The sequence below is a fragment of the Myceligenerans crystallogenes genome (genome assembly GCF_039529775.1).
In the GTDB taxonomy this organism is placed as follows: domain Bacteria; phylum Actinomycetota; class Actinomycetes; order Actinomycetales; family Cellulomonadaceae; genus Myceligenerans; species Myceligenerans crystallogenes.
Window position 1 is genome coordinate 105,208 of sequence record NZ_BAAANL010000009.1, and the last position, 18,284, is coordinate 123,491.

Annotated in this window: 15 protein-coding genes and 2 pseudogenes; 12 read left to right on the plus strand and 5 right to left on the minus strand. The window is 70.7% G+C overall.

Annotated features, from left to right (window positions below; translation table 11 throughout):
* Positions 1-625: 625 nt before the first annotated feature.
* Positions 626-1,357: a hypothetical protein gene (locus tag ABD208_RS18790; protein WP_344105979.1), complete on the plus strand. Its 732-nt coding sequence runs from the start codon at positions 626-628 to the stop codon at positions 1,355-1,357.
* Here ABD208_RS18790 and ABD208_RS18795 read toward each other — a convergent pair.
* Positions 1,270-1,831 (minus strand): annotated as a pseudogene (locus tag ABD208_RS18795) (IS256 family transposase); the annotation flags it as partial. The gene ABD208_RS18790 and the pseudogene ABD208_RS18795 sit on opposite strands and share 88 nt — an antisense overlap.
* 48 nt (positions 1,832-1,879) lie before the next feature.
* Between ABD208_RS18795 and ABD208_RS18800 the strand changes: the two are divergent.
* Together ABD208_RS18800 and ABD208_RS18805 are read left to right on the plus strand one after the other, a co-directional pair.
* Positions 1,880-2,422, plus strand: a complete 543-nt coding sequence (locus tag ABD208_RS18800) for a helix-turn-helix domain-containing protein (RefSeq protein WP_344105981.1) — start codon at positions 1,880-1,882, stop codon at positions 2,420-2,422.
* Positions 2,423-2,467: 45 nt separating this feature from the next.
* The gene (locus tag ABD208_RS18805) at positions 2,468-3,085 is read left to right on the plus strand and encodes an IS30 family transposase (protein ID WP_344106034.1); all 618 of its coding nucleotides are present in this window, start codon (positions 2,468-2,470) and stop codon (positions 3,083-3,085) included.
* A gap of 12 nt (positions 3,086-3,097) precedes the next feature.
* Here the strand turns inward: ABD208_RS18805 and ABD208_RS18810 are convergent.
* Positions 3,098-3,619: pseudogene (locus ABD208_RS18810) on the minus strand (transposase); the annotation flags it as partial.
* Positions 3,620-3,899: 280 nt separating this feature from the next.
* Positions 3,900-4,415 (minus strand): hypothetical protein, encoded by a 516-nt coding sequence (locus tag ABD208_RS18815; protein WP_344105983.1) that lies wholly within the window; start codon positions 4,413-4,415, stop codon positions 3,900-3,902.
* Between the two features lie 667 nt (positions 4,416-5,082).
* On the opposite strand from ABD208_RS18815, the gene ABD208_RS18820 reads away from it, so the two are divergent.
* From ABD208_RS18820 to ABD208_RS18835, 4 genes are all read left to right on the plus strand, one after another.
* On the plus strand, positions 5,083-6,192 hold the full coding sequence (locus tag ABD208_RS18820; protein ID WP_344105985.1) for an RICIN domain-containing protein: 1,110 nt from the start codon (positions 5,083-5,085) through the stop codon (positions 6,190-6,192).
* A 168-nt stretch (positions 6,193-6,360) separates the two neighbouring features.
* On the plus strand, positions 6,361-6,699 hold the full coding sequence (locus tag ABD208_RS18825; protein ID WP_344105987.1) for a YnfA family protein: 339 nt from the start codon (positions 6,361-6,363) through the stop codon (positions 6,697-6,699).
* Between the two features lie 331 nt (positions 6,700-7,030).
* A complete protein-coding gene (locus ABD208_RS18830; protein WP_344105989.1) occupies positions 7,031-8,341 on the plus strand; it encodes a ricin-type beta-trefoil lectin domain protein in 1,311 nt (436 codons plus the stop codon).
* A gap of 447 nt (positions 8,342-8,788) precedes the next feature.
* The gene (locus ABD208_RS18835; protein WP_344105991.1) at positions 8,789-9,463 is read left to right on the plus strand and encodes a rhamnogalacturonan acetylesterase; all 675 of its coding nucleotides are present in this window, start codon (positions 8,789-8,791) and stop codon (positions 9,461-9,463) included.
* Positions 9,464-9,476: 13 nt separating this feature from the next.
* Here ABD208_RS18835 and ABD208_RS18840 read toward each other — a convergent pair whose 3' ends face one another.
* Entirely contained in the window at positions 9,477-10,238 is a 762-nt protein-coding gene (locus ABD208_RS18840; RefSeq protein ID WP_344105993.1) for a DeoR/GlpR family DNA-binding transcription regulator, read from the minus strand.
* A 30-nt stretch (positions 10,239-10,268) separates the two neighbouring features.
* On the opposite strand from ABD208_RS18840, the gene ABD208_RS18845 reads away from it, so the two are divergent.
* Complete coding sequence (locus ABD208_RS18845; protein ID WP_344105995.1) at positions 10,269-11,429, plus strand: MFS transporter; 1,161 nt, start codon at positions 10,269-10,271, stop codon at positions 11,427-11,429.
* Between the two features lie 66 nt (positions 11,430-11,495).
* On the opposite strand, the gene ABD208_RS18850 is transcribed toward ABD208_RS18845, so the two are convergent.
* Positions 11,496-12,506, minus strand: a complete 1,011-nt coding sequence (locus ABD208_RS18850; RefSeq protein ID WP_344105998.1) for a LacI family DNA-binding transcriptional regulator — start codon at positions 12,504-12,506, stop codon at positions 11,496-11,498.
* A 105-nt stretch (positions 12,507-12,611) separates the two neighbouring features.
* Here ABD208_RS18850 and ABD208_RS18855 point away from each other — a divergent pair, with 105 nt between their 5' ends.
* Genes ABD208_RS18855 through ABD208_RS18870 form a run of 4 tightly spaced genes read left to right on the plus strand, consistent with a single transcriptional unit; the run spans position 12,612 to position 18,204 of the window.
* A complete protein-coding gene (locus tag ABD208_RS18855) occupies positions 12,612-14,033 on the plus strand; it encodes an ABC transporter substrate-binding protein (protein WP_344106000.1) in 1,422 nt (473 codons plus the stop codon).
* Entirely contained in the window at positions 14,030-14,944 is a 915-nt protein-coding gene (locus ABD208_RS18860) for a carbohydrate ABC transporter permease (protein ID WP_344106002.1), read from the plus strand. Before ABD208_RS18855 ends, ABD208_RS18860 begins: the two co-directional genes overlap by 4 nt.
* A 1-nt stretch (position 14,945) precedes the next feature.
* The gene (locus tag ABD208_RS18865) at positions 14,946-15,863 is read left to right on the plus strand and encodes a carbohydrate ABC transporter permease (RefSeq protein WP_344106004.1); all 918 of its coding nucleotides are present in this window, start codon (positions 14,946-14,948) and stop codon (positions 15,861-15,863) included.
* A 34-nt stretch (positions 15,864-15,897) separates the two neighbouring features.
* Positions 15,898-18,204 carry a glycoside hydrolase family 2 protein gene (locus tag ABD208_RS18870; protein ID WP_344106006.1) on the plus strand — a complete coding sequence of 769 codons (2,307 nt, stop codon included), beginning with the start codon at positions 15,898-15,900 and terminating at the stop codon, positions 18,202-18,204.
* The last annotated feature ends 80 nt before the right edge of the window (positions 18,205-18,284 follow it).

An 18,284-nucleotide genomic window follows, 5' to 3' on the forward strand; every position in this document is an offset into this window, starting at 1 on the left:
CGGCGTGGGGCCAGCGAACGTCATGCTGTGCCCCACGCCGTGCGACGAGGGCGACATCGGCGCGTAGACCATCGTCCACACGATCGAGCCGCGAACCTGCTGCGCCAGACGTATTCGCGTCACGCCGATATCCGTCATCGCAGGTCAGCGCCACCCAGGCTTACGGAAATCCTCGGCAGCCCTCCAACCCTCCGATCCTGCCGCGCTTATGCCGCGTTTTGGTACGCTGAGGTACGTCCAGCGCCGTCTGGATACGGAGAGCCCCGGGAATTCCCTCGCGGCTCTGACCAGCTAGAACCAGGTTTTCGCTGGTAGCGGCTCAGCCGAGTTCCGCCTCCGAGCGCAGGACGCAGAACTCGTTGTCGTCGACGTGGATGCTGGCGTCGCTACGAGGGCTCGTGCCTTGATGCTGCATGTAGCCTCGCCGATCGACTGGCTCATCGTGGAGACCTGTTGAACTCATCCCGCCCGACGGCAGCCGTGTTGCTCGAGACAGCACCGATCACCGTCACGACTCAGGAGTATTGACCGATTTATCGTCCCTGGTTACGGTGATGCCTGTCTGAGCAGGGGGAATAGCGCCGGTGCGTTCTTGCACTCCTGCGCCCTCCTGCGGAAGGTCGTCATGTTTGTTCGCAAGGCTCGCGCCTGGTCGGTGCGCGGGGTCGTGATGGTCACGGTCGCGGCGGTCGCTGTGGTCATGACTGGATGCACGAGGCCGGCGGATGCCGAGCCGCCGTCCCCGACGGCCGCGTCGACGGATGGCGGTGCGGCAGTTGTCGACGCCAGTTCTGAACTGGAGAAACTGCCCGAGGTCGAGCGGTTCCTGGAGCAGGCGATCGCGCAGGTGCGGCAGAAGTACCCGGATCAGGTTCCCGGCGATCTGACGGCTGCCTCGGTGATGGGCGAGCTGGACGCGATCGACAGACATGTGGACGCCGATGGCGTGCTCGACTACGCCGCCGCGAAGAGTGATCCCGCGATCAGCGCCGACACGCTGGACCCGTATGCGCGGACCTACCGGACCTTGGGCGGAGATCTGACCGGCACCGGAACTTCGGATACCGGCGGGACGGACGGGGATGACGCCCAAGCGGCGCCCGAGGGCTCGGGTGGCGGCGAGCCGGTGGTACCAGCCGCGCATGCATCACTGGTCAGCTTCCGAACCACCGCCGACGCGCCGGCGGGGGAGGCGAGGCCGGACGACCCTCGTGTGGGCTATCAGGGGCCGCGGCAGTTTGTGTCCGGTACGCCCGAGAGGGTCGAGGACTACCGGGCCTTCGGGGACGAGATCCTGCAGGGCACCCATCGTGCCTGGCCCTTGCCGGTCGGGTCCAGTGACCTGGTGACGAGGTAGAGGCACTTGAGCGCGGCTGCGTCGTTGGGGAAGTGCCCGCGGGCGCGCACCGCGCGCCGGTAGCGTGCGTTCAGCGACTCGATGGCGTTGGTGGTGCAGATGACCTTGCGGATCTCTACGTCGTAGTCCAGGAACGGGATGAACTCGCTCCACGCGGACCGCCACAGGGCCACGGCGGCGGGGTACTTGCCCTCCCACGCCTCGGCGAACGCCTCCAGCTTCGTGGCGGCTTCGTCGGCGTTGATGGCGTGGTAGACCGGCTTGAGGTCGCGGGCCATCAAGTCCTGCGTCCTGCCGGGCTGCGTACCGGAAGGTGTTCCTGATCAGGTGGATCACGCACGTCTGGACGTGCGCGAGTTCCCAGGTCGTGTTGATCGCCTCGGGCAGGCCCTTGAGCCCGTCACAGACCACGATGCACACGTCGGCCACGCCGCGGTTCTTGATCTCGGTCAGCACGCTCAGCCAGTAGCGGGCTCGGCGGTTTCTAGCGAACGAAGCGAATCCTGACTGGAAGGATCCGCGATGCCTCGCTGGGCGTGGAACAAGGCGTCATCGGCGACGAAGCGCCGCTATTTCGAGCTGATCCGCTCAGGAATATCAGGGCAGAAGGCCGCCGCGGTGGTCGGCGTGTCGGCGTCGGCTGGATCGAACTGGTACATCGAAGCTGGCTCCATGACCGTGGTCGATGAGAAGCCGATCAGCTCGCGCTACCTGTCCCAGGACGACCGGATCGAGATCGCCGACGGCCTGGCCGCCGGCGAGCGGGTCAAGCAGATCGCCGCGCGGATCGGCAAGTCGTACCAGTCGGTCTACAAGGAGATCGCGCGCAACAAGAAGGCCGACGGCCGCTACCAGCCGTGGTTCGCCCACAACCAGGCCTGGACGCGCCGGCGACGTCCGAAGCCGCGGGTGCTGGCCGCGGACGAGAAGCTGGCCCGGATCGTGGCCTGCAAGCTGGATGCGAAGTGGTCACCGGCGCAGATCAGCCGGTGGCTGCGCCGCCGTTACCCGCGCCGGACCGGTTGGCACGTGTGTCCCGAGACGATCTACGAGGCGGTCTATTAGCGCCGGATCGACCTGGCCGACCCGCTCAGCCAGTCCTGCTCACCGCTGCGAACCGGACGCTTCTACCGGCGCAAGCGCGGCCGGGGACGATCCCGCGACGGCGCACTGCGGCAGTGCACCCTGATGCGCCCGATCCACGACCGGCCCGCAGCGGCGAACGAGCGGCGTCAGCACGGGCACTGGGAAGGAGATCTGATCATCGGTGCAGGCCAGCGCTCTGCCGTCGCGACCCTCGTGGAGCGCAAGACCCGGTTCACGATCGCGGTCACCCTTCCCGATGGACACTCGGCCGACGCGGTTGCCGGCACGCTGATACCGGTCTTCACGGCCCTGCCGGCCGGCATGCGACGGACCCTGACCTGGGACCAGGGCAACGAGATGTTCCAGCACGAGAAGATCGAGCAGGCCACCGGCCTGCGGGTCTACTTCGCCGATCCCCACTCGCCCTGGCAGCGGCCCAGCAACGAGAACACCAACGGGCTCCTGCGCCAGTACCTGCCCAAGGGCACCGACCTGAGCCTTCACTCCCAGGACGACCTCGACCAGGTCACCACCGAACTGAACGACAGGCCCCGCGCCTGCCTCGGCGACCGCACTCCGGCCCAGCTCATGCAAACATGGACCCGACGACGAACGTCACCACCGATTCGCTTCGTTCGCTAGAAACCGCCCAGGGTCCAGGGGACGGTTGCGCCACTCGTCCATCTCCGCCACGACCTTGTCCGTGATGCGCGAGACCGTGTTCTTGGACATGTCGGCCCCGTACACCTCGGCGAAGTGCGCGCTGATCTCCCCGGTCGTCAGCCCCCGCGCCGTCAGGGACAGCACGATCTCGTCGATCCCCGACAGACGCCGCTGCCGCTTGCGCACGATCTTCGGGTCGAACGTCCCGTCCCGGTCCCGGGGCACCTCGATCTCGACCGGACCGATCTCCGTGACCACCGTCTTTGACCGCCGCCCGTTGCGTTCGTTCGTCCCGCTGTCCGGCTTGCCCTCCCGGTCGGAGTGCTCGTAGCCCAGGTGGTCGGCCATCTCGGCCTCCAGCGCCGTCTCCAGGACCTGCTTGGTCAACCCCGACAGCACCCCACCCGGCCCGACCAGGTCGATCCCCTCCGCACGGGACTGCTCCACCAGCCGCTGGGCGAACTCCTGCGTCTGCTCCTCGTTGAGCTCCATGGACTCGAACTTCTCGGCCATGCTCCTGCCTTCCCGCCAAGCACCCAGCTCGGCGTGTCAGGCCAGACCCCACCCACCAGTCATCGGACACTCCCTACGGGCGGGCCGGGGTGCTGCACGGCTCCGTAGATCGGGATGTCAGAGCCGTGCCGTGTTTCAAGGTGCGATCAGTCCACTCGTCGGTAGATGACTCGCATTCGGTCCGTGACGTCGCTGAGGTCCTCGGTGTGAATGTTGAGGTAGGGACTGCGGTTCTTGAGAAGCTGCCGCGCTTCGGTCCTGGCCCAGCTGAGCCTCTGGATCAAGTTCGAGAACGTTCTGCCCGAGGCACGGGCGTAGGCCAGTGCCGCCTCGCCGCCGTCGGCGTTGCGGCGATAGTTGAGCGCCACGTGCAGGTCGACGTCGCCGAAATCCGTAGATGCCTCACAAGCAGTGATCCGAACAGTGAGATCTCTTCGATCCAGACGATCTTGTCTAGGTCGGCGTTGTAGGCGGCGGCGCGTTCGAGGACGCCGACGAGGAGCGCCTCCGCCTTCGCCCGGGTGATCGGCTTGAGGAAGGAAGCCCCTGCCAAGGCGCTGCCGCGAAGCGTGACGCTCCAGAGGAGATCGGGTTCGCCCTCGTACTCGCAGGGCTCGTTGGTGACATACCCTTCGGTCTGCAGCCTGCGGAGGAGTTCATTGGCCTGTGCGAGGTCGATCTTGACAACGTGGGCGACGCGCTCGGTGAAGGCCCAGTCGTGCAAGCACGCGCGCGCGATGCTGCGCGCGAGGTCTGGTTCGATCCCCGCTATCGCCACTGCTCGCTCCAACCGCATTGACCAACCTTGGCACGAGCGTCGACACGGCGAATGCGGTTCGCCGACGAGGTGGTCGGCATGAGACGGGCCTTGCTCGGCAGCAACGGCTGCGGTGGGAGTATCCGACAACGGCCGAGAGCTCCCGCCCGTGCCCTTATTTGCCCTACCGCCCACCCACGACCCCCGTCACGGAACCGTCCGACGCCCAACTTGAACCCACGACAACCAGTTCAAGCATTACACTAGACGCAGGTCAGCCGCCCACGCGGGCTGGTCAGCCGTCTCCGTCCGAAGACGCACAGTCTGGCTTCCAAACTGATTACGCGGGTTCGATTCCCGTCATCCGCTCCGCCAGCCGGAGCGCAGGTCAGAGCAGGTTTCTGACCTGCGCTCCGTTGTCGTTCCGGCATCGGGAGCGGTCTGCGACGGCGCCGACGGGGGTTGACTTGTCGGTGTTGATCGTTAAAAATTTGCGTAACTTGGCGGATATGAGCACATCCCACTTCGGCAACGGCGTCGGTGGGGTTGCCTGTCCGCCGGGTGGTTCAGCGCCGCGCGATCGCCGACCGCACTCGATGCCGGGTGCCATCGGCGCCGCGTGGGTGGCCGAAGAACTGTCGTCATCGGCGACGGGGTTCTGCGTCCAGGAATGTTAGCGCTCACACAAGGTTAGAGGAGTGAAATGATGCGCAGAAGAGCAAGGTGGCTCGGATCGATCGCGGCGCTCGGCGTGGTGGTAGCCATGGCGATGACGCCGATCGGTCCCGCCAGCGCGGAGTCCAACGGCGGGGTCCGCGTCATGCCGCTGGGCGACTCCATCACCGAGGGCACGCAGGTCCCGGGCGGGTACCGGATCAACCTGTGGCAGCGCCTCGCCAACGGCAGGTACACCGTGGACTTCGTCGGGTCGCAGTTCAACGGGCCGGGGAGTCTCGGCGACCACGATCACGAGGGCCACCCCGGCTGGCGTATCGACCAGATCGACGCGAGCGTCGTCGGCTGGCTCAACACCTACCAGCCGCGCACCGTGCTGCTGCACATCGGCACCAACGACATCCTGCAGAACTACAACGTCTCCACCGCGCCGAACCGGCTGTCCGCGCTGATCGACCGCATCACCGCGGCGTCACCGAACACCGATGTGTTCGTCGCGCAGCTCACTCCGCTGTCGGGCAGCGGCCGGGATGCGGCCGTGCGAACCTTCAACGCGGCGATCCCCGGCATCGTGCAGGGCAAGGTCAACGCCGGCAAGAGGGTGCACCTGGTCAACATGTACAACGCCCTGAGCACCGCCGACCTGATCGACGGGATCCACCCGACAGCCGCCGGATACGACAAGATGGCCGCGGTCTGGCACAGCGCACTGCAATCCGTACCCGGTGTCATCGGCACCCTGAGCGGCAGTCAGGGTACCGAGATCGTGGGTGTTCAGTCCGGTCGCTGTGCCGAGGTCGCGGGGGGCAGCACCGTCAACGGTGCCGACGTGCAGCTGTGGGACTGCTGGGGTGGCACCAACCAGAAGTGGACCTACACGGCCGGCAGGCAGCTCGTGGTGTACGGCAACAAGTGCCTGGACGCCTCGGGTCAGGGGACGGCCAACGGCACGCGGGTGGTCATCTGGGACTGCAACGGACAACCCAATCAGCAGTGGAACGTGAACGCCAACGGCACCATCACCGGGGTGCAGTCCGGCCTGTGTCTGGACGCCTCCGGCTACGGCACGAGCAACGGCACGAGGGTTCAGCTCTGGACCTGCGGCAACGGCCAGGCCAACCAGCAGTGGACCAGGCGGTGACGACGGCATGCTGACTGCCTGACGCGGGGTTCTTGTGCTTCCCTGGGCCGAGTCGACGGCTCGGCCCAGGGTGGCCGTCCCCCGGGCGCACGCCGGTGGCGGTGCCGGCCTTGAGTCAGGCTCGAAGGTCTACCGTCGGAGCATGGACGAGATGAAGATCGGTGAACCATGAACGACCTGGTCCGCTCCGTTCTGCTGTTCGCCGCCGCGGCCGTCTTCGAGATCGGTGGCGCCTGGCTCGTCTGGCAGGGCCTCCGGGAGCACAGGGGCTGGCTCTGGATCGGTGCCGGGGTCATCGCGCTGGGCATCTACGGCGTCTTCGCCAGCCTGCAGCCCGACGCGAACTTCGGCCGCATCCTGGCTGCCTACGGCGGTGTGTTCGTCGCCGGGTCCCTGGCCTGGGGCATGCTCGTGGACGGCTTCCGGCCCGACCGGTGGGATGTCATCGGTGCCCTGATCTGCCTGGCAGGCGTCGCCGTGATCATGTACGCGCCCCGCCCCGCCTGAGCAGGATCCACGGGCCCGCCCCTTGCCTGTCCTGCGAATGGGGGGCGCAGGGTCGGCTCAGGCCATTGGCTGCTGCCCACGGAGAGATCCGATGTCTGACATGCCACCGCAGCGACATTGTGCCCTAATCGGTTAGATCTTCTCCCAAGATGGACCAGTTAGGTCCAACCTATTTAGGCTGTCGTTGATTCTCAGGCATCGCGTGACAGGAGTCCCCAGCAACTGGAAGCGGTTCCAGGCGATCCCTGGCCGCGTTCTCCGCAGCAACGGACCCCTCGTGCGATGCCGCCCCACAGGTCTCAACGATGCTGACCACAAGGAGTTTCGTCCCATGTCGAGATTCAGATCCGCTCTCGTGTGCCTCACGGCCGCGATCGTCGTAGCGACGGCCGGGGGTGTGACGGCGCAGGCCGCCGAGACGTCCCGGGCCGGCGCCTCCGACGTCACCGCGGCCGCCAGCTCCGGCTGCGGGAAGGCCCCGACCCTCAACAGCGGCAAGCACACCATCCAGAGCAGCGGCCAGAACCGCAGCTACATCCTCAAGGTCCCCGCGAACTACGACCGCAACAAGCCGCACAAGCTGATCTTCGGCAACCACTGGCTGGGCGGCACCGCCGAGCAGGTCGCCGGCGGCGGATCCGACGGCGCCGTCTACGCGCACTACGGGCTCGACGCCCTGTCCAACGGCTCTGCGATCTTCGTCGCGCCGCAGGGCCTGAACAACGGATGGGGCAACTCCAACGGCCAGGACGTCGTGTTCTTCGACGACATGATCCGGACCGTCGAAGCCGACCTCTGCGTCGACCAGTCGCAGCGGTTCTCCCTGGGATTCAGCTACGGCGGCGCGATGAGCTACGCGCTGGCATGCGCCCGCCCGAGCGCGTTCCGCGGGGTCATCGCGATCGCCGCGCCCGGCGGGATCAGCGGCTGCAGCGGGGGCGCGGGGGCCGTGGCATACATGGGCATCCACGGTGTCTCGGACAACATCGGCGCCGGGCGCGGCATGCGCGACCGGTTCCTCTCCAACAACGGCTGCGCCCCGCAGAACGCGCCGGAGCCGGCGGCGGGCAGCCTGACGCACACCCTCACCACGTACTCCTGCCGCGCCGGGTTCCCGGTCGTGTGGGCGCCGTTCGACGGCGGCCACCAGCAGGGGCCGGTCGACGGTTGCCGCGGTTGCGAGAGCGGCGCGCGCAGCTGGGTGAAGGGCGAGATGTGGCGCTTCATCAGCCAGTTCTCCTCCACCCCGCCCGCCGACAGCGGCGAGGTGCGCAACGGCGGCGCCAACCGCTGCCTGGACGTGGCGGCGCAGTCGCAGTCGAACGGTGCGGTGGTGCAACTCTGGGACTGCCACGGCGGCGCGAACCAGCAGTGGTCCGTCACCGCTTCGAAGCAGCTCTCCGTCTACGGCGGCAAGTGCCTCGACGCCGAGAGCGCCGGGACCTCACCGGGGACCAGGGCCATCATCTGGGACTGCCACGGCGGCACGAACCAGCAGTGGAACGTGAACTCCAACGGCACGATCACCGGCGTCCAGTCGGGACTGTGCCTGGGCACGACCAACAACGGGACGGCCAACGGAACCGTGGCGGTCCTGTCGGCCTGCAACGGCTCGGCAAGCCAGAACTGGACCTTGAGCTAGGCCGTGTCCGCGGCCCGATCCCGCGCCGGCGCAGGGCACGGCGGGCGGGCGGGCTGGAGTGCGCCTTGTCTGCCAGGGCCCGGCCGGGCCGTTCGCGCGGCCGGCCGGGTCCATCGCGCTTCACGCTGACCTGATCCAGCAGGTTGTTGCCGGCCCGCGCACATGGGTGGAGCCGACCGGGAACGTCCGCTCCACGACGCCGATCGAGTCGTCCTTCCACAGGGTCTAGGGGAGGGGTACCCGCCACCAGTACGGCCACGGCGCCCACGGTGGTTCCGATCGTTCGCATGGTTCTTTCCTCCCTGCGTCATTGCATGTCGAGAAGGTCAGGAACGGGCTCCCGCTACGATTGAATCGATATAACAGCATCGGATCCGTGATGTCCGGGCCGGGCCCGCGGGCGACGGCGGGGACCTCAGGACCGCGACGAACGAAAGGGACTGACGCATGACCTACCACCTCGCCGGGGACTCGACCGTCGCGGACCACAAGCCCGAGGAACTGCCGCTGTCCGGCTGGGGCGCGTACCTCCCGCGGTTCGTCGACGCCCCGGTACGCAATCTCGCGTTCGGCGGGGCGACGACGGAGTCGTTCCTCACGGAGCGCTGGGACGCGCTCGTGGCCGGGATCGAGCCGGGCGACACCGTCGTCATCCAGTTCGGCCACAACGACCAGAAGCAGCCGGACCTGCTCGCCTCCCGCGGCGGCTACACCGACCGCCTGCGGAGGATGGCCGAGGAGTCCCGGTCCCGCGGCGCGACGGCGATCCTGTGCACCTCCGCGGAACGCCGCTGGTTCGACGGCGACCGCATCACCCCCACCCACGGCGACTACCCCAACGCCGTCCGCGACCTGGCCGCGGAGCTCGACGCCCCGCTCGTCGACCTGACGGCCTTCACCACCTGGCTCTACGAGGACCTGGGCCCGGCGGCGTCGACCGGCCTGTTCTGCCACTTCGCCCCGGGCGAGCACCCCGTCTGGCCGGACGGCCTGCAGGACGACACCCACTTCCACGAGCGGGGAGCGACCCGCATCGCCGCCTTCGTCGCCCGCGCGGTCCGCGCGCTCGAGCGAGCCGACGGCGACCTCCCGGCCAGGGGGATCGAGCTGATGAAGGGCTGACCGGCCGGCCCGGTCACGCGTCCTGGTCCAGGACCTTGACCCCCGCGGCGGTGAGCCAGAGGTGGTCGTCCCGTGCCAGTTCGCTCGTCACCAGGGTGTCGATGACATCGCTCGAGCAGACCGCGAAAGTCGCCGAGCTGCCGAACTTGTCCGCCGTCGTGACCGCCACGGCCTGGTTCGCCGAGGCCAGGATCGCCTTCTTGATCTCGGCGTCGTGCATCGAGGTGGCGGTCAGGCCGGAGGGCTCGTCCCACGCGCAGACGCCGAGAACGGCGACGTCCGCGCGGAACTCCTGCACCTCTCGCACGGCCCGGTGCCCCGTCCAGGCCAGCTCGTCGCCGTCGAGCTGGCCGCCCGGCGTGATGATCCGCACGCCCGGGCACTCGCCGAGCGCCGCGGCGGCGTGCACGGAGAGCGCCAGCACGGTGAGATCCCGGCCGGTCAGGGCCTGGGCGACGGCGGTGCAGGTGGTCCCGTTGTCGAGGATGACGCTCGACCCGTCAGGAACCAGGGCCGCCACGGCGGTGGCGATTGCCTGCTTCTGCTCCAGGCCGGTGTCGAGGCGGACGGCGAACGGCAGCCGCGTACCCCGGGCGGGTGAGCTCACCGCACCGCCGTGCGTGCGCCGGAGCACGCCCTGGCGCTCCAGGGCGGCCAGGTCACGCCGGATCGTCATGAGGGAGGTGCCGGTCGCCCGGGCCAGGTCCGCCACGCGCGCGCCACCCGGCGATCGCACGGCATTCATGATCGTCTTGAGCCGAATCGAACGTTGCACGTGTTCGATTGGAGCGTAAGAGTGCGCCGCATGCAAGCACGCACCCCACTGCAGCGCGCCCGGACCGCCACGTTGATCGCGTTCGCCACCAACGGTGCCATGCCCGCGACCCTGCTCGCCCGGTACGCCGAGGTCAAGGACCTCCTCGGCCTCGACACCGCGGCGTTCGGGCTGCTCGTCGTCGGATCCGTGCTCGGCGCCGTCGGCTCGCTCCACCTGCCCGGGGCGATCCTGCGGCGGATCGGCAGCCGGTGGACGGCGTCGGCCGGGACCGCGTGGGCCGCCGCCGCGCTCGTGCTCGCCGCGACCGGCGTGGCCTGGGGGAACCCGTGGGTGTTCCTGGCCGGGATCGTGCTCGGCGGGTTCGCCGACGCCGTCGTCGACGTGGCGCAGAACGCCCACGGACTGCGCGTCCAGGAGGCCTACGGCCGCTCCCTGCTGTCCTCGATGCACGCGGGATGGAGCATCGGCGCCGCGATCGGCGGCCTGGCCGGCACGGCGGCCGCCTCGGCGGGAGTGCCGCTGCCCGTCCACCTGGGTGCGTGGGGCCTGCTGTGCACGGTCGTGATGGCCTGGTCGTGCCGGGCCTTCCTGCCCGACGCCCGCGGTGGCGCGGGCGGCGAACAGGGTCACGGGCGGCTCGGGTGGCGCGCGGCCTGGCTCCTGGCCCCGCTCGCGCTCGTCGCGCTGGCGGGATTCGCGGTCGAGGACATCGGCAACAACTGGTCCGCCGTCCTCCTGGCGACCGAACGGGGCGTCCCCGTCGCGAACGCGGGAATCGGCCTGAGCGTCCTGCTGGGCGCCCAGTTCGCCGGCCGTCTGCTGGGGGACCGGTTCATCGACCGGGTGGGCAACCGGCCGGCCCTGGTCACCAGCCTGGGCCTGGTCGCCGTGGGCCTGCTGATCTCCGCCTGGGCCCCCGGGCCCGTGCCCACCCTGGCCGGTCTGGCGCTCGCCGGGCTGGGCTGCGCGATCACCGTCCCGCTCGCCTTCGCCGGGGCCGACGCCGTACGGGGCCTCCGCCCGCACGACGGCGTCACCTGGATCGGCTGGGTCATGCGCGCCGCCAGCATCGGGCTGAGCCCCGCGATCGGGGCGGTCGCCATGGTCGCCTCGCTGCCCCTCGCGCTGTCGCTGGTCTCGCTGCTCGCGATCCTGGCGCTCGCGGTCCAGGCGAGGGCGCCGCGCTGACGAGGCCCGCCGGCGCGCGGCTCGCCGGCCCGCGGCGCGCCGCCGGCTCGCCGGCCCGCCGCGGGCTCAGCCGCCGGTGCTCTCCCGCACCACGACCTCGTGCGGCGCCGTCACCTCCACGGCGGGCGCGTCCGGCTCCGCGATCCGCGCGGTGATCCGCGCGATCGCCTCGCGGGCGATGAACGGGGTGTCCAGCGAGACCGTCGACAGGCTCGGGTTCGCGTAACGGCCCTCGTCGATGTTGTCGATGCCGATGACGGCGACGTCGTCCGGTACGCCGCGGCCCGCGTCCCGGACCGCGCGCATCGCGCCCATCGCCAGCAGGTCGGAGTAGCAGAAGATCGCGTCCGGCGGCTCGGGCAGCCGCAGCAGGTCCGCCGCGGCGGTGTACCCGTCGGCCCGGCTGTAGTGCGCGGCCGTGCGCACGAGGGCCGGGTCCGGCTCCTGCCCGGCGTCGCGCAGCGCGCGTTCCCAGCCGACCGTCCGCTGGCGCGGCGTGCTGTAGTCCTCCGCCGGCTGCGTGCCGATCGCGGCGATCCGCCGCCGGCCGCGCGCGGCCAGGTGGGCCGTGGCGTCGTAGGCGGCCCGCACGTTGTCGATGGCGACATGGTCGTAGCGCCCGTCGAAGTCGTGCTCGCCGAGCAGCACGAGCGGGATGGTCCCGCCCGGCTCCATCTGGCCGAGTTCCTCGGGGGTGACCAGCGGGCTGAACAGGACGCCGTCGAACAGCATCGTGCGGTCGGCACCCGTCAGCAGGCGGCGCTCGCGCTCGTGGTCGTGACCGGTCTGGTCGATCATCACGTGGTACCCGACCTCGGCCGCGGCCTCGATGACCTCGCGGGCCAGCTCGGCGAAGTACGGCACGTCGATCTCGGGCACCACCAGGGCCAGCACCCCGGTCCGCCCCGTGCGCAGCGTCCGCGCCACCGGGTTGGGCCGGTAGTCGAGCTCGGCGATCGCCTCCTGGACGCGGCGTCGCGTCCGCTCGCTGACGTGGGTGTACCCGGCGACGACGTTCGAGACCGTCCTCACCGAGACCTTGGCCTGCCGCGCGACGTCGCGCAGTGTGACCGGCACGTTTACCTCCTCGGGTCGACTGGTCCCAGGATAGGGCTTGCAACGTGTGCAAAACAGCGCTAGTTTGCACACGTTGGCAAATCGCTCGGGCGCACCGTCCCGGGCATGCACGAGGGAGTGCTGATGCACCCGATGAACCCGCGGCGGATCTCCGCCGCCCGGCGCCGCGCAGCAGGCGCGGCCGCCGGGATCCTGGCCGCGGCCGTCGTCCTGACGGCTTGCGGCCCCGCCATCTCCTCCGGTGAGCCGGGCGATGCCGGCTCTGCCGGCGCCGACCGTTCCGCGGATCGTCTCCAGGCCCCGGCAGGGGAGTCCCCCCGGGGCGAGATCACGATCTGGGACCGCTCCGGCGACCTGTACAACGTGTTCGACGCCGTCATCGACGACTTCAACGAGGTGTACCCCGACGTCGTCGTGCACCACGAGGCCGTGGACATCGACGCCAAGCTGCAGAACACGCTCATCACCGGCACGGACGTGCCCGACGGCGTGTTCCTCGACGACGCGAAGGTGGCTGGCCTGGCCGACCACCTGTGGGACCTGTCCGACGTGCTGGCGCCCTACCTGGACGACATCGCCCCGCAGAAGGTCGACGTCGCCTCGCTCGACGGCGGCGTCTACGGCGTCCCGTTCGACCTGGACCCGGGCCTGCTCTACTACAACGAGAAGGCGCTGACGGACGCAGGCGTCGACGCCACGGCGATCGAGACCTACGACGACCTGCTCGCCGCGGCCCGCGAGTACCAGGAGCAGGTCCCCGGCTCGCAGCCGATCCACCTGGAGCAGAGCGCGTTCCTCGGCCAGCTCCAGCTCGAGATGTACGCGAGCCAGCTCGGCACGAGCGTCGCCGACGAGAACGGCGAGCTCCGGCTGGACAGCGACGAGTACCGCCGGATCCTCGGCTGGCTGCGGACGGTGAACGACGAGGGCCTGGGCACGCGGGCCGAGTACCTGTCCCCGGGCGACGTCGGCGCGCTGGAGTCCGGTGACCAGGTCTTCTACCCGTGGGCGATCTGGTTCGCCTTCGCCCCGGAGCAGCAGCTCACCAGGACCAGCGGCGACTGGCGCGCCATGCCGCTGCCCGCCTGGGAACCGGGCGGCGCCCGCTCCGGCGCCATGGGCGGCTCGTCGTTCGTGCTGCCCGAGGAGGGCGAGAACGCGGAGCTCGCGTGGCTGTTCTACGAGTTCCTCATGTTCCACGAGGACGGCTACTCGGCCGTGTGGGGCCCGAACGACACCTACCCGAACGGGCTGGCGACGTCGATCCCGGCCTATGCCCCGGCCGCCGACCCGGCCGAGCCGCTGTTCGGCCCGGTCGAGGGCCTGGGCGGGCAGGACCTGTGGACCACGGCCGTCGAGGCCGGCGCCGAGGTCCCGGGCGGCGTCCCGACGCCCACCTGGTGGGCGGGCGCCGTCGACTACCTCGGCACGAACGTCCAGCGGATGTACGACGGCGACCTGACCCCCGACGAGGTCATCGAGCAGTCGTCCGAGGACATCCAGGCCAACCTCGTCGACCGGCAGTGAGCGCGAGCGCCACCCTGCCGGCGCCGGTCCGGGGCCGCGTCACCGCGCGGCCCCGGCCGGCCCGCCGCCTCGCCCCGTACCTGTTCGTCGCCCCGTTCGTGGCGCTGTTCTGCGCGTTCGGCGTCTACCCGATGCTGTTCACGCTGCGCCTGAGCTTCACCGACTGGCACGGGTCCGGCGGCGCCCGCTGGGTCGGCTGGGGGAACTACACCTACCTGCTCGGCAACGAGATGTTCTGGGGCTCGCTGGGGAACTCCGCGGTGCTCTGGCTGCTGATCGTGCCGGCGCAGACTGTCCTGGCCCTGCTCGTCGCGGTGCTGCTGAACAACGCGAGGATCCGCCTGCGCTCGTTCTACCGGGTCGCGTTCCTGGTGCCGTTCGTCACGCCGCTGGTCGCGGTGGCCCAGATCTGGGTGGTCGTCTTCGACCAGGACTACGGCGCCGTCAACGGGCTGCTCAACGCCGTCGGGCTGCCCGACGTCGGCTGGCTGACCACGTCCGCCTGGGCCAAGCCGACCCTCGCGCTGCTGTTCGCCTGGAAGACGACGGGCTTCGTCGTCGTCATCCTGCTGTCCGGGCTGCAGGCCATCGACGCGAGCCTCTACGAGGCGGCCGCGCTCGACGGCGCCTCCCCGGCCCGCCGGCTGCTGAGCATCACGGTGCCGCTGATCCGGCGCACGCTGACATTCGTCGTCGTCATGCAGACGCTGGCCGTGTTCCAGATGTTCGCCGAACCGTTCGTCGTGACCGACGGCGGCCCCTACAACTCGACCACCACGGCGGGCCTGTACCTGTACGAGCACATCAACCGCGCGGACCTCGGCACGGGGGCGGCGAACTCGTTCCTGCTCGTCCTCGTCGTCACGGCGCTGTCGCTGGTGTTCGTCCGGCTCCTGCGGACGGAGGACTGACATGACCACCCTCGCCCCACCGCGGGTCACGGACCTGCGCCGCCCGGCCGGGCGGCGTCGGGCCGGAGGCCCCCGCGGCCTCGCCGGGACGGCCGGATCCCAGGCCTTCCTGATCGTGCTGGCGCTCGCCGCGCTCGCGCCCGTCGTCTGGGCGCTGGTCTCGGCGTTCAAGCCGGCCACCGAGATCGTCGCGGACCCGCTCGGCCTGGACGCCGGCACCCTGACGCTGGACAACTACCGGCGGATGCTCGCCGACGTCCCGATCGGGCAGGGCTTCGCCAACACGGCCGTCGTGCTCGTGACCAAGGGCGCGCTGACCCTGTTCTGCGCGCCGCTGGCCGCGTACGCCTTCGCGAAGTACCGGTTCGCGGGCCGGGACCTGCTGTTCGGCACCGTGCTCGTGACGCTCATGCTGCCCACGATCGTCCTGATCATCCCGCTGCTGCTGGAGATGAAGGCGCTCGGCTGGGTGAACACCTACCAGGCCCTGATCCTGCCCGGCGCGGTGGACGCCTTCGCGGTCTTCTGGATGCGCCAGGTGATCGCGGAGATCCCCGACGAGCTGCTCGACGCCGCGCGCGTCGACGGCTGCGGCGAGTTCGGCATCTTCTGGCGCGTCGTGCTGCCGGTGATCCGCCCGGCGCTGGCCGGCCTCGCCGTCCTGACCACCATGAACATCTACAACGACTTCGTGTGGCCGGTGGTCGCCGCGAGCTCCGAGCGGATGGCGACCCTCCAGGTCGTCCTCGCCACGCTCGCGCAGAACATCACCGGCAACCGGATCGGCGCGGACTACGCCACCGTCACCGGCGAGCTGCTCGCGGCGGCGTCCCTCGCGCTCGTCCCGCTGCTCGTCGTCTTCGTCGTCCTCCAGAAGCACTTCATCAACGGCATCCTCGCCGGCAGCGTCAAGGGCTGAGCCCCGCCCGCGCACTCTCGAAAGGCACCTCGTCATGACCTCGACCCCGGACTCCTCGCGCCCGGAGGCCTCGCGTCCGGCCGCCTCCCGCCCGGAAGGCGCGCACGCGGCAGCCGCGCGATCGGATGCGCCGGCGCACGGCGTCGTCCCGCGCCCGGAGTACCCGCGGCCCGACCGCGACCGCTCCGCCCGCTGGAGCAGCCTCAACGGCACCTGGGACCTCGACGTGCCCGGCGGCACCGTCCCGGTCACCGTCCCCTTCGCCTGGGAGACCCCGGCCTCCGGCGTCGCCCGCACCTGGCTGGAGCGCGCCACCTACCGCCGCACGATCACCGTCCCCGCCGGGTGGGACGGGTACCGCCCGGTGCTCTGCTTCGGTGCGGTGCACCACCACGCCGTCGTGCGGGTCGACGGCGTCGTCGTCGCCGAGCACACCGGCGGGCACACGCCGTTCGAGGTGGACCTCGACGGCGTCGTCGCGCCCGGCGCGAGCGCCGTGCTTGAGGTCGACGTGCACGCGCCCGCCGACAAGCGGGCGATCCCGCACGGCAAGCAGCGGTCCGTGCCCCGGGACGACTACGACGGCGTGTCCTTCACGCCGACCTCGGGCATCTGGCAGCCGGTCTGGCTGGAGGCGCGCGGGCGCACGTACGCGCGCCACGTCGCGTTGCGCGGCGACTCGATGACCGGGTTCGACGTCGTCGCGGGCCTGGCGGGCGACGCGCCCGCCGGCGCCGCCGTCACCGTGGAGGTCACGGCCGGGGGAGCGCGGGAGTCGCTGGTGCTGCACGCGGGTCCCGACGGCGTCGCCGCCGGGCGCCTGACGATCGACGAGCCGCGGCCGTGGAGCCCGGCGGACCCGCACCTGTACACGATCACCGTGTCCGTGACGTCTCCGGTGGGCGTGCAGGCGTCGTCGTCCGACCGGTCCGAGGCCGTCCGGCTCGCGATGCCCGACGACGGTGCCGCGCCCGACGTCGTCCACGTGACCGGCGGCCTGCGCCGCTTCGAGCGGCGCGGCGAGCACCTGTACCTCAACGACGAGCGCGTCTACCTGCGCGGGGTCCTGGACCAGGGCTACTGGCCGTCGTCGGGCCTTACAGCCCCTGACGAGGAAGCCCTGGTCGCCGACCTCGAACACGCCCGCGACCTCGGCTTCACCCTCGTGCGCAAGCACATCAAGCTCGAGGAACCCCGCTGGCTGCACCACGCGGACCGGACGGGCATGCTCGTCTGGGCCGAGCCGCCGGGCCCCAGCCGCTTCTCCCCGGAGGCCGCGGACGCGTTCGACGCCCAGGTCCCCGCCATGGTGGAACGCGACGGCAACCACCCCGCCGTCGTCATCTGGGGCCTGTACAACGAGGAATGGGGCCTGGACTGGGACATCCCGGGCAGCCCCGAGCGGGCGCAGGCCGCCGCACGGTCCTACGACCTGCTGCGGAGCCTGGACGCGACCCGGCCCGTCGTGGAGAACTCCGGCTGGGCGCACGTGCGCACCGACCTCGTGGACTGGCACTACTACGACGAGGACCCGGCCGCCTGGGCCGAGAACGTCGCCGGCCTCGCCGACGGCTCCCGCGAGGGCTTCCCCGTCCGGCTCGCGCCCGACTTCGTCGCCCGCAAGTCGCTGTACGCCGGGCCGGACCACCCGCGCACCGGCGTGCCGATCCTCAACAGCGAGTACGGTGCCGGGTTCACCAGCCTCGAACGCGCCTGGCACCTGCGCTGGCAGACCCAGGAACTGCGCCGCCACGACCGCTTCGCCGGATACGTGTACACCGAGCTGACCGACGTCGAGCACGAGATGGCCGGCCTCCTCGACGCCGACCGCCGGCCCAAGGACCGCGGCGGCCTCGACCCCCGCGACGTCAACGCCGACACCGTGCTCGTGGTGGACCTCGTGCCCGCGCACGCCGGCGCGGACCTGCCCGTACCCGACGGCGACCTCACGCTCGCCGTCCACGTCTCCCACCACGGGCCGACGGCGCTCGCGGGCCGGGTGCGGGCCGCGTGGGTCCCGGCGGGGACGCCGTTCGGGTCGCCCGGGGCCGGTTCCGGTGCGGGTTCCGCCGCGACCCTTCCGGAGCCGGGGGAGCAGGGCGGGCCGGTCGCGCGGCCCGGGGAGCCGGGAGCACCCGTGGCGGCCGCCGCGGAGTCGGCCGCCGTCGAGGCCAAGCCGTTCCAGCTCAGCCCCGCGGTCCAGGTCACCGTCCCCGCACCGGGCGGCCCGGCCCGGTTGCTCCTGTGGCTGCTCGACCACGACGGCGCCGTCCGCGCCCGCACCTTCGTCGACGCGGCCCCGGTCGAGGCCCCCAACCGCCGCGGCGAGCGCTGGGCGTGACCGCCGGGCCGGCTGCCGCCCCGCGTGCCGGCCCGCCCGCCCGGAGACGCCGGAGGCCGGGCCCGGGAGGTCTTCCCGGG

Bases quoted from the DNA above. Each gene is read 5' to 3' on its own strand.
- ABD208_RS18855 (WP_344106000.1), top strand. From the start codon at position 12,612: ATGCACGAGGGAGTGCTGATGCACCCGATGAACCCGCGGCGGATCTCC.
- ABD208_RS18845 (WP_344105995.1), top strand. From the start codon at position 10,269: ATGCAAGCACGCACCCCACTGCAGCGCGCCCGGACCGCCACGTTGATC.
- ABD208_RS18825 (WP_344105987.1), top strand. From the start codon at position 6,361: ATGAACGACCTGGTCCGCTCCGTTCTGCTGTTCGCCGCCGCGGCCGTC.
- ABD208_RS18830 (WP_344105989.1), top strand. From the start codon at position 7,031: ATGTCGAGATTCAGATCCGCTCTCGTGTGCCTCACGGCCGCGATCGTC.
- ABD208_RS18790 (WP_344105979.1), top strand. From the start codon at position 626: ATGTTTGTTCGCAAGGCTCGCGCCTGGTCGGTGCGCGGGGTCGTGATG.
- ABD208_RS18870 (WP_344106006.1), top strand. From the start codon at position 15,898: ATGACCTCGACCCCGGACTCCTCGCGCCCGGAGGCCTCGCGTCCGGCC.
- ABD208_RS18865 (WP_344106004.1), top strand. From the start codon at position 14,946: ATGACCACCCTCGCCCCACCGCGGGTCACGGACCTGCGCCGCCCGGCC.
- ABD208_RS18835 (WP_344105991.1), top strand. From the start codon at position 8,789: ATGACCTACCACCTCGCCGGGGACTCGACCGTCGCGGACCACAAGCCC.
- ABD208_RS18815 (WP_344105983.1), bottom strand. From the start codon at position 4,415: ATGCGGTTGGAGCGAGCAGTGGCGATAGCGGGGATCGAACCAGACCTC.
- ABD208_RS18820 (WP_344105985.1), top strand. From the start codon at position 5,083: ATGCGCAGAAGAGCAAGGTGGCTCGGATCGATCGCGGCGCTCGGCGTG.
- ABD208_RS18800 (WP_344105981.1), top strand. From the start codon at position 1,880: ATGCCTCGCTGGGCGTGGAACAAGGCGTCATCGGCGACGAAGCGCCGC.